The following is a 9,245-nucleotide window of genomic DNA, read 5'->3' on the forward strand; positions in this document are numbered from 1 at the left end:
AAGGTGTGGTCATGCCTGGCGTCGCTGCCGGCACCGCTATGGACTTCATGGAGCAGACCGCAGCAGAAGTCCTTCCCCAGGGGTTCAGCTACGACTACACAGGGCAAAGCCGGCAGTTGGCCACTCAAGGTAGTGCTCTGGTGGTAACCTTCTTCCTGTCGCTGCTGGTGATTTATCTGGTACTGGCGGCTCAGTTCGAAAGCTGGAGAGACCCGCTCATCATCCTGGTATCGGTGCCCATGTCGGTAGCCGGTGCCATGGCGTTTATCGTGCTTGGCTTTGCCACCATGAACATCTATACGCAGGTGGGTCTCATCACGCTGATCGGTGTAGTATCGAAAAACGGCATTCTGATCGTTGAATTCGCGAATCAGCTCCAGAAAGAGCGCGGGCTCAACAAGTTCGACGCCGTAGTCGAAGCCGCTGCGATCCGCCTACGGCCGATCATCATGACTTCTATCGCCCTGATTTTCGCGATGATACCGCTGCTGATCGCCATTGGCCCGGGTGCGGAGAGTCGTTTTGCCATCGGCCTGACCATCAGCGCGGGACTGGGCATTGGCACCCTGTTCACCATCTTCGTGTTGCCGGCTTTCTACATCTTGCTGGGCCGTGATCATCACGGTTCCGGCGAAGATAAAGAGGGCCACGGCTCGGGACTTGAAGGAAAGACGGCTCCGTCTCACTGATCCGGTGTAAGACACCAGGTCCGGCCACGGCAACGTGAGCCGGGCTTTTTTGGGCCGTGCTGATCCGCCATTTTCTGCTGATGCCATGCGGGTGACGGTTGCCGGCACCGGCAGCAGAGAAGCAGCAACGATTCCCCGAGCCGACGCAATAGGGTAGGCTGGCGATCATCCCTTTGAGCAACCGTGGAAGATCGCTGAGACCGTGACTCTTGGAACCCTGTTCTGGCTATTCGTGGCCGGATTCGCTGTCTGGTACTGGTGGCGCGCCAAAGCCATCAAGGATTTCGTGCTCCAGGCAGCGCGTCGCTATTGCAAAAGCATGGACGTGATGCTGCTGGATGATGCGGTATTCCTCCGTGGTCTATGGTTCAAACGCGACGATCAGGGGCGGATCCGAGTCTGGCGCCGCTTCCTGTTCGATTTCACATCCACCGGTGAGGAGCGCTACACCGGCCGTATCATCATGCTGGGCCAGCGCATCCAGCATATGGAGCTGGAACCCCACCGGTTTTCCTGAATACGCAGCCTTCCTGTCCTCACCCATTTGGGCGATTCCTGATCGCTCCTGACATACCAATAATCGACAACGCATCGACGACCGTCGGCTGCCTGATGCAGCCGTCAACAAAAACAACAGGAGTCACACATGCGTATTCGATTTACCACAGCAGTTGTGCTGGGGCTGGCCTTGCTGTCCGCCTCATTTTCAAGCCACGCCGNNGACAACCAACAAAAACAACAGGAGTCTTTTATGCGAATTGCCATGCCTTTCCGGCTGATGGCCGCGGCCCTCATGCTGGTCTTCTCAATGGCAAGCCACGCCGGCTACACCCAGACCCGCCACCCGATTGTCCTGGTTCACGGCGTCACCGGGTTCAACACCATCGGCGGCCTGGTGAACTACTTCCATACCATTCCCTGGAATCTTGAGCGCAGTGGCGCACAGGTCTATTCCGCCAGCGTGTCCTTCGTCAACAGCAGTGAGCAGCGGGGCCAGCAACTGGCGAACTACGTCAACAGCCTCGGCCATTCCAAAGTCAACCTGATGGCCCACAGCCAGGGCGCGCCTACCTCCCGGGTGACTGCAGCCCTGATTCCTCACCGTATTGCCTCAATCACCTCCATCGACGGCGTTAACAAGGGCTCCAAAGTGGCCGATGTGGTCCGGGGAATCCTTCCGCCGGGTAGCTATGTCGAAGGCGGCGCCAACGCCATCGCCAACGCCCTGGGCGATCTGATCAATGCCTTGTCCGGAGCAGACAACCCTCAGAACGGGCTGGCGGCGCTGGAGACCCTCACCACACCTGGTACAACCAGCCTGAACGATGCCCTTGGCTGGAAAGGCGTGAACCGGAATAGCTGCGCCGGAACCAGCGAGGATGTCTGGATAGACGGCAATCGCATCAAGTTCTTTTCCTGGACCGGCCGGGGCGTGTGGACCAATGCGTTCGACATTACCGACCCGTTCCTGGGTATCACTTCACTGGCCTTTGGCAGCGAGCCCAATGACGGGCTGGTAGGCGTCTGCTCAACCATGATGGGCCGGGTGATCGGCACCCACTACGACATGAACCACGTGGACGCCATCAACCACCTTCTCGGAGCCCGTTCTCTGTGGACCAACCCTGTCACCCTTTACCGCACCCAGGCCAACCGGCTTAAAAACCGCGGTCTGTGAGGTGACCATGAAGCGGACATCCATCGAAGCGCGTCGGTGGCTGTTCCCGGGTGCACTGGCGGCCGTCCTGGTCGCCGGTGCTCTCTGGTATGGCCTTGCCGGAACAGCCCAGACAAACGCCGAAATTTCGGCTTCAATGCCACCATCATCCGCGGCCCCGGCGAAGTCGCCAACGCCAGCATCCGAGCACAGCGCCAAAGCGGTCCCGGAAGAGCCTTCTTCTGGACAGGAGCAATCCCGAACTCCTGATTCCCTCGGGCCGACCCCGTTTGCGGCGTCGCTATCAGGGACACAAATTGACGGCGCCCTGACAGCCGATGACAACGGCGAGCTGGTTATCAATCTCCGGGTGCGTGACTTTTTCGATTACTTCCTCAGCACGGTCGGCGAGGTGACTCCGGAAACAGCCATTCAACAGATCGAAACCATGGCCAGGAACCACTTGCCTGAGCCCGCTTCCACCCAGGCGCTGGCGCTCCTCGATGAGTATCTCGCCTATAAGCAGGCGTCACTGCAAGTCCTGCAAACCCGACTCGACCCAGCCCGAACGGAGGATCCGGGCTATCAGCTGACGGCGCTGGGCGATGCCCTGGCACAGCTGAAAGAACTGCGCGCCAGCACCTTCAGCCCTGATGCCCACCGGGCTTTCTTCGGGCTTGAGGAGGCTTACAGCGAATACACACTGGCGACACTGGCCATTCAGCAGCGCACAGACCTGAGCGAACAGGGCAAACAGGCACTCGTACAGTGGCACCGCAATCAGTTGCCCGAGGAATTGAGGACAACCGAAAAACACCTTCACGCGAGCAGCCGACAACAACAGGCCCGGACAGCAGCCATTGAATCTGCCTCGTCTCCGGAAGCCGCCGGCAGGCAACTGGAAGAGCTTGGCGTGGGTCCGGACGGTGTCGAGAGCGTCGTAAAGTATCTCAAGCAGCGTAAGCGCTTCGACCAGCGCTCCGATGCGTTCCGGGACGCGATGGAACGGGAGGAATCCTCGGGTCTGACCGAGGCCGACATCCAGGAACAGCAAGAAGCTCTGCTGGAACAGCATTTCCCGGATGAGCAGGACAGAACCTGGGCACGGCTGAAGATGCTCGGTAACGGCTGACCGGAATGTGCTCGGGTTCGCGAAGCCAGTCGGCCGGGGCGGATACAATCCAGAAACCTGCCCGACACTGGAAATGGCCATGACAACCGAGCAGATCAGACAACAACAGGCCGCCGGATTTCGGAACCTGCGCTTTGCGCCCGATCTGGAGGAAGCTTACCGGCGAACCCGGTCCGGACTGATCCGACAGCGAGCCCGGCCCGTTTCAGTGGCCGGCCTGTTCCTTTTTTTGATCTACGCGGTTATGGATGCACTGACCCTGCCGCCAGAACTGGCTCAGGTCACGGTCTCCATCCGGCTCGCCGTCACCTGCCCGGTGATTGCATCAGTTGTCTGGCTCGCCTACCGCGCGTCTCCCTCGGACAGGCTCTTCGAGCGCATCTATACCCTGGCCTACCTCGTAGGTGGCCTGAGCGTGGTCGCAATCATTGCCGCCGCGCGACAGGTTGCCTTTCCGCTGCCCTACGAGGGCATGATCCTGATGCTCATGTTCGGATACTTTGCCATGGGGCTGCCGTTCTTAAGCGCGTCCATGGTCTCGCTTGTTCTGATCGTCGGCTACCTTCTGACCGAACTCTGGAGCGGTATGTCCGGCTCCGACATAGCGACCAACCTGTTTTTCCTGACCACGGCCAACCTTATCGGCATGGTTGGCGCGTGGACCAGTGAATACCGCCACCGAGCGCACTTTCTGGACCGCAAGCTGCTGGATCACATGCATCAGGCGGCCCGCGACGAGAGCCGGCGAAAAACGGAACTGATCACCGCAGCCAGCCACGACCTGCGCCAGCCTCTGAACGTGATCGACATAACGCTGGAAAGCCTGTCGCCAAGCAAAGACGGCCCCGCAGCGCACCCGGCCACCCAACAGTTGCGGGACATGATTCGTCATCTCCGGCGCCTGCTGGGCACCGTATTCGACAGCGCACGGCTCAACGAGGGCATGGTGCAAGCCGTTGTCCGACCAACCACACTGGCACCGGTATTCCGGGATCTCAACGATTTGCTGGCGGACTCGCTTGGCAATAACAAGATAGAGGTTCGGATTGACCACCCGGGTAGTGATCTTCAGGTTATGGCGGATCCATCACTGTTGTCGCGGATCCTCCAGAACCTGATATTCAATGCGGTGCAACACAGCAGCGGCACGGCCGTTACCCTGTCAGCAAAAGCCATGGGCTCACATGTGTTGCTGGAGGTCGCGGATGACGGCATCGGCCTGCCACCCGGGCTGGTGGATAACCTGTTCTCACCCTACGTGAGGGGCGCAGGCCCCAGTGAGTATCCGGGTCTGGGACTTGGCCTGACCATTGTTCAGGAATTTGTTGCGCTGATGCGGGGAGAGTGCGGCGCCGAGTCGAGGTCTGGCGGGGGGTCTGTGTTCTGGGTCCGGCTTCCCGCGGCCGTCACAACCACCCACGAGCCCGCGCCAGATTCACGCATTCTGTCCGGTTGTGAACACCAAGCTGGGTAAAAATCGCCTTGAGATGGGTTTTCACCGTGTGCTCCGTCAAATTCAGGCTCTGGCAAATCCGTTTATTGGGAAAGCCCTGGGCCAACAACAGGAGCACGTCCATTTGCCTCGGGGTCAACGACAGCCCCGGTGCCACAGGATCGTTACCGCCAGGGAAATACCTCTCACCGCGGCTTACAGAGCGGACCATGCTCACCAGCGCCGACCGCCCGGCAGATTTCGCCAGAAAGCCACTGGCACCGGCTGCCTGCGCAGCTCTTACCGTAGCTTCGTCTTCACTGCTGGAAATGATCACCACCGGAGGTGGCTCCCTGTGGCTTGCCAGCCTGGGTAACAACGCCAACCCTGTTTCGCCCTGCAAAGCGATATCGAGCAGGATCAGCTGAAAATCGTCCTGACGGACCAACAAATCCGAGGCGCCCTCAACGGTGCTGGCGATCACAACGGATTCGGCCAAGCCTTCCTGACGGATCAGGCCCGCCAACCCCTGGGAAAAAAGGGCATGGTCATCGACCAGCAACACCTTCTTCATGGGAACTGGTCGTGCGCCCGCAGCAGGGGCCTGCCCGGCTTTCGATGTTATGGCATCCATGGATGTGCCTCTGCCCGCTGTGTTTATTTTTGTTACGGCGGATGCGTCACTATAGGCCAGCCGAACGCTGCGCTCCGCGCACTGCTTAACATTTTTTTACAGGGACCTGCGGCCTTGCGTCCCAATGTGTAGGCAGTGAAACACAAATGTCATATTTCTGAAGCATCCTTCCAGCTTCTCAACCAACTGTCTGGTAGGGGTTTTTCGAAAGATGCCGCGATTCACACGGATGACTGCAACACTCCCGGGACTGCTACTGCCCGCTCTTATGGCCTTTCAGGCCCAGGCCTATGACCTGGAAATTCACGGTTCCAATACCGTCGGCGCTACCCTGGCGCCAATGCTGGTTACCGGCTATCTGGAAGAGCATGGCGGCGGACAGGTTGCAGCCAGGGGTACCGGCGTGGAAAACGAAAAAATCCTGCGAGCGCCTGTGAACAATCGGGCGGCCGAGGTGCTGGTTGCAGCGCACGGATCAAGCACCGGCTTCAAGGCGATGGCCGCAGGCAAGGCCGACATCTGGGCCTCTTCCCGCCCGGTAAAACCGCAGGAAGCAGAGCAATTTCGCGCCCGGGCGGACCTCACTGCGCCCGAGAGCGAGCACGTTATTGCCATTGATGGCCTGGCCATTCTGGTGCACCCGTCCAACCCCGTAAGCAAAATGAGCATCGAAACCCTGGGCCGCGTATTCTCCGGGCAGATCCGGAACTGGTCTGAGCTGGGCGGCCCGGACCGCCCGATTCATCTCTACGCCCGGGATGACCGTTCCGGAACCTGGGACACCTTCAAATCCCTGGTTCTTGGAAAACAGTTCGAACTGGACAGCAACGCCAGGCGCTACGAATCCAACGACCAGCTGTCGGATGACGTAAGCAAGGATCCCTCGGGTATTGGTTTCTCGGGCCTCGCCTCAGTGCGTAACAGCAAACTCCTGGCGATCTCGGAAGGCAATGCCCCGGCGCTTCACCCCAACCAGCTCACCGTTGCCAGCGAGGATTATCCGCTATCACGACGCCTGTTCATGTACACGCCCGGGAGTGACGTCCCGCCACTTTCCGCAGGTCTGATTGGCTTTGCCCTCGGCCAGCAAGGCCAGGCACTGGTTGCAGAATCCGGATTCATCTCCCAGAACCCCATCGCGGTCAAGCCGGAATTCGACGAATCGACGCCCGAGAGTTTTCGCCGCCTGACCGGCAACTACCATCGCCTGACGGTCAATTTCCGTTTCTCCGAAGGCCGGACCAAGCTCGACAACAAGGCCCGCCGGGACCTGCAGCGAGTTCAGCAGTATCTGAACCAGAACGGCCGATCCGCTGACGACCTGTTACTCATCGGGTTCGCCGACACCCAGAGCCATGAATTACGTGCCCAGATGATTTCCGAGCTCCGGGCCCTGTCGGTCCGCAAGGCCCTGCAGGAAGTGAACGTGCCGGATGTTGCCTACACGGGTTATGGCCAGTACATGCCGGTGGGCGGCAGCGGCAGCCCGCGCAATGGTCGGGTGGAAGTCTGGATCAAATCCCGATAGCCGAGACCAAAGTCTGAGGAAAAACTGCGGCAATCACCTATCCGCCACGACATCACAGATATGTTGGGGTTTCCTATACTGACGGGGTCATTTCCAACCAACAGACAGGGACAATGGACATCCAAAACGACCACCGTTACGCGATCAACCTGAACGTCCGGGGTATTCAGCCCTCGGCCACCCTTCGAATCAATGAGCTGAGCAATCACCTCAAATCCGAGGGCAAGGACATTATCAAACTCGGGCTGGGGCAGTCCCCTTTCCCGGTTCCCGATCGCGTGGTGGAGGCGCTCAAGGAGCACGCCCACGAAAAGGACTATTTGCCGGTAAAAGGGCTCAAAGGCTTACGCGAGGCAATCGCCGGCTACATTCGCCGTAGTGAGCGCATGCACTGCACCTGGGAAGACGTGCTGATTGGCCCGGGCTCCAAGGAACTGCTGTTCATGCTGCAGCTGGCCTACTATGGTGATCTGCTGATCCCGCGTCCGAGCTGGGTCTCCTATGCCCCGCAAGCCCGGATCATCGGCCGCTCGGTTCACTGGCTGCCAACCCATGCCGAGAACAACTGGCAGCTTACCGCCGAAGAGCTGGATATCATCTGTCGGGATGATCCCTCGCGGCCCCGGATTTTGATCCTGAACTACCCGTCCAACCCCACCGGCTGCACCTACACCGACGACCAGCTACTGGCCATTGCCAATGTGGCCCGAAAATACCGGCTGATCCTGCTCTCCGATGAGATCTACGGTGAGGTGCATTTCGAGGGCAGGCACAAATCCATTGCCCGGTATTACCCGGAAGGCACCATCATCAGTACCGGCCTCAGTAAATGGGCCGGTGCCGGCGGCTGGCGCCTTGGCACATTCATTTTCCCCCGGGAACTGAGGCCCCTGCAGGACGCCATGGCCATCATCGCCAGTGAAACCTACACCGCGACGAGCGCGCCGATCCAACACGCGGCCATTGCAGCGTTCAATGGCGGTGACGACATCGACGAATACCTTAAACAGTCCCGTCGGGTGCTGAAGGTTGTTGGCGAGTACATGCACCGTCGACTGAGCGACATGGGCGCGGTAGTCCAGAAACCGGAAGGCGCGTTCTACCTGTTCCCGGACTTCTCCGGCTTCCGCGAACAACTGGCCAGTAAAGACATCAAGACCAGCCAGGCCCTCTGCCAGGCCCTGCTGGAAAACACCGGCGTGGCCATCCTGCCGGCCAGCGATTTTGGCTTCGTGCCGGATCATCTGGCGGCGCGCCTGGCCTTCGTCGACTTCGACGGCGCCGAATCGTTAGAGCTCGCCGGCGGCGACTATGCCGAACAGGAATTGGGCGACGACTTCGTGAAACAGGCTTGCCCGCGGCTGGTCACCGCCATGGACAAGATGGAGCAGTGGCTGAACAGCCTCTGATCCCGCCGTGTTAGACTGGCGCCCTCATTCTCTAACGGGATATCAACGGGGGCGCCATGTCTGATTCAGTTTCTCTGCTCGAGATTACCGACTTTGCCGAAAACCTGGCCCGCGAGGCCGGCGAACTGATTCGCCGCGAGCGGGACAACAACGCCCTGCGCACCGATTACAAACATCAGACCGAGCTGGTAACCCACGCCGACGTGATGGCGGACGAATTCATCACAGGCGCCATCCGCAAACGCTTCCCCGGCCACCGGATTCTCTCGGAAGAGACCATGCCCGACCTTAGCCAGGCCGAAGAGCTGGATACACCCCTCTGGATCGTCGACCCCATCGATGGCACCGTGAACTATGCCTATGGCCATCCCCAGGTAGCCGTCTCCATTGCCTATGCCGAAAAAGGTCGGGTTCAGGCCGGTGTGGTGCATGCGCCCTTCCCCGGCGAAACCTTCCGGGCGACCCGCTCAGAGGGCGCCACGCTGAACAACCATCCGATCCGCCACAGCGGCGCCACCGTGCCCCGGGATGCCCTGTTTGCAACCGGCTTCCCCTACACCAAGGACGCCCTGGAACCGCTGGTCAAACGCCTGGATGCAATGATTCACCAATGCCGCGACCTGCGGCGCATCGGTTCCGCGGCACTGGATATCTGCTGGGTGGCCTGTGGCCGACTGGATATCTACTATGAAAACGTCAGCCCATGGGACTTCGCCGCCGCCCGCCTGATCGCCCTGGAAGCAGGCGCCACCGCTGGCCATTTC

9 protein-coding genes are annotated in these 9,245 nt (G+C 59.9%); 8 read left to right on the forward strand and 1 reads right to left on the reverse strand.

The annotated features are described in order from the left end of the window. From B2W52_RS01490 to B2W52_RS01510, 5 genes are all read left to right on the forward strand, one after another. Positions 1 to 689, forward strand: a 689-nt coding sequence (locus B2W52_RS01490; protein ID WP_286801050.1) for an efflux RND transporter permease subunit, incomplete at its 5' end; no start/stop codon positions are given. Positions 690 to 891: 202 nt separating this feature from the next. Continuing rightward, positions 892 to 1,206, forward strand: coding sequence for a DUF3301 domain-containing protein (locus B2W52_RS01495; RefSeq protein ID WP_008173344.1), 315 nt, complete (start codon positions 892 to 894; stop codon positions 1,204 to 1,206). Between the two features lie 291 nt (positions 1,207 to 1,497). Further along, entirely contained in the window at positions 1,498 to 2,367 is an 870-nt protein-coding gene (locus tag B2W52_RS01500) for an esterase/lipase family protein (protein WP_476738505.1), read from the forward strand. 7 nt (positions 2,368 to 2,374) lie between these two features. Continuing rightward, positions 2,375 to 3,478, forward strand: coding sequence for a lipase secretion chaperone (locus B2W52_RS01505; protein ID WP_008173349.1), 1,104 nt, complete (start codon positions 2,375 to 2,377; stop codon positions 3,476 to 3,478). 79 nt (positions 3,479 to 3,557) lie between these two features. Next, the gene (locus B2W52_RS01510) at positions 3,558 to 4,952 is read left to right on the forward strand and encodes a sensor histidine kinase (RefSeq protein WP_008173352.1); all 1,395 of its coding nucleotides are present in this window, start codon (positions 3,558 to 3,560) and stop codon (positions 4,950 to 4,952) included. Here the strand turns inward: B2W52_RS01510 and B2W52_RS01515 are convergent. Continuing rightward, on the reverse strand, positions 4,885 to 5,544 hold the full coding sequence (locus B2W52_RS01515) for a response regulator transcription factor (RefSeq protein ID WP_008173353.1): 660 nt from the start codon (positions 5,542 to 5,544) through the stop codon (positions 4,885 to 4,887). The two genes, B2W52_RS01510 and B2W52_RS01515, sit on opposite strands and share 68 nt — an antisense overlap. A 229-nt stretch (positions 5,545 to 5,773) precedes the next feature. On the opposite strand from B2W52_RS01515, the gene B2W52_RS01520 reads away from it, so the two are divergent. The 3 genes from B2W52_RS01520 to B2W52_RS01530 form a co-directional block, all read left to right on the forward strand. Beyond that, positions 5,774 to 7,072: a substrate-binding domain-containing protein gene (locus tag B2W52_RS01520; RefSeq protein ID WP_227507831.1), complete on the forward strand. Its 1,299-nt coding sequence runs from the start codon at positions 5,774 to 5,776 to the stop codon at positions 7,070 to 7,072. 113 nt (positions 7,073 to 7,185) lie between these two features. Beyond that, positions 7,186 to 8,481 carry a pyridoxal phosphate-dependent aminotransferase gene (locus B2W52_RS01525; protein ID WP_008173357.1) on the forward strand — a complete coding sequence of 432 codons (1,296 nt, stop codon included), beginning with the start codon at positions 7,186 to 7,188 and terminating at the stop codon, positions 8,479 to 8,481. A gap of 56 nt (positions 8,482 to 8,537) precedes the next feature. Next, positions 8,538 to 9,245 (forward strand): inositol monophosphatase family protein (locus tag B2W52_RS01530; protein WP_286801053.1); only part of this gene is annotated, 708 nt, incomplete at its 3' end.

Origin of the sequence: Marinobacter sp. UBA2498 (genome assembly GCF_002341575.1) — a bacterium.
GTDB lineage: Bacteria > Pseudomonadota > Gammaproteobacteria > Pseudomonadales > Oleiphilaceae > Marinobacter > Marinobacter manganoxydans.

What these genes read in the sequence shown, in the direction of transcription:
- B2W52_RS01515 (WP_008173353.1), bottom strand. Translation starts at nt 5,544, where the DNA reads ATGGATGCCATAACATCGAAAGCCGGGCAGGCCCCTGCTGCGGGCGCA.
- B2W52_RS01525 (WP_008173357.1), top strand. Translation starts at nt 7,186, where the DNA reads ATGGACATCCAAAACGACCACCGTTACGCGATCAACCTGAACGTCCGG.
- B2W52_RS01500 (WP_476738505.1), top strand. Translation starts at nt 1,498, where the DNA reads ATGGCAAGCCACGCCGGCTACACCCAGACCCGCCACCCGATTGTCCTG.
- B2W52_RS01505 (WP_008173349.1), top strand. Translation starts at nt 2,375, where the DNA reads ATGAAGCGGACATCCATCGAAGCGCGTCGGTGGCTGTTCCCGGGTGCA.
- B2W52_RS01520 (WP_227507831.1), top strand. Translation starts at nt 5,774, where the DNA reads ATGACTGCAACACTCCCGGGACTGCTACTGCCCGCTCTTATGGCCTTT.
- B2W52_RS01510 (WP_008173352.1), top strand. Translation starts at nt 3,558, where the DNA reads ATGACAACCGAGCAGATCAGACAACAACAGGCCGCCGGATTTCGGAAC.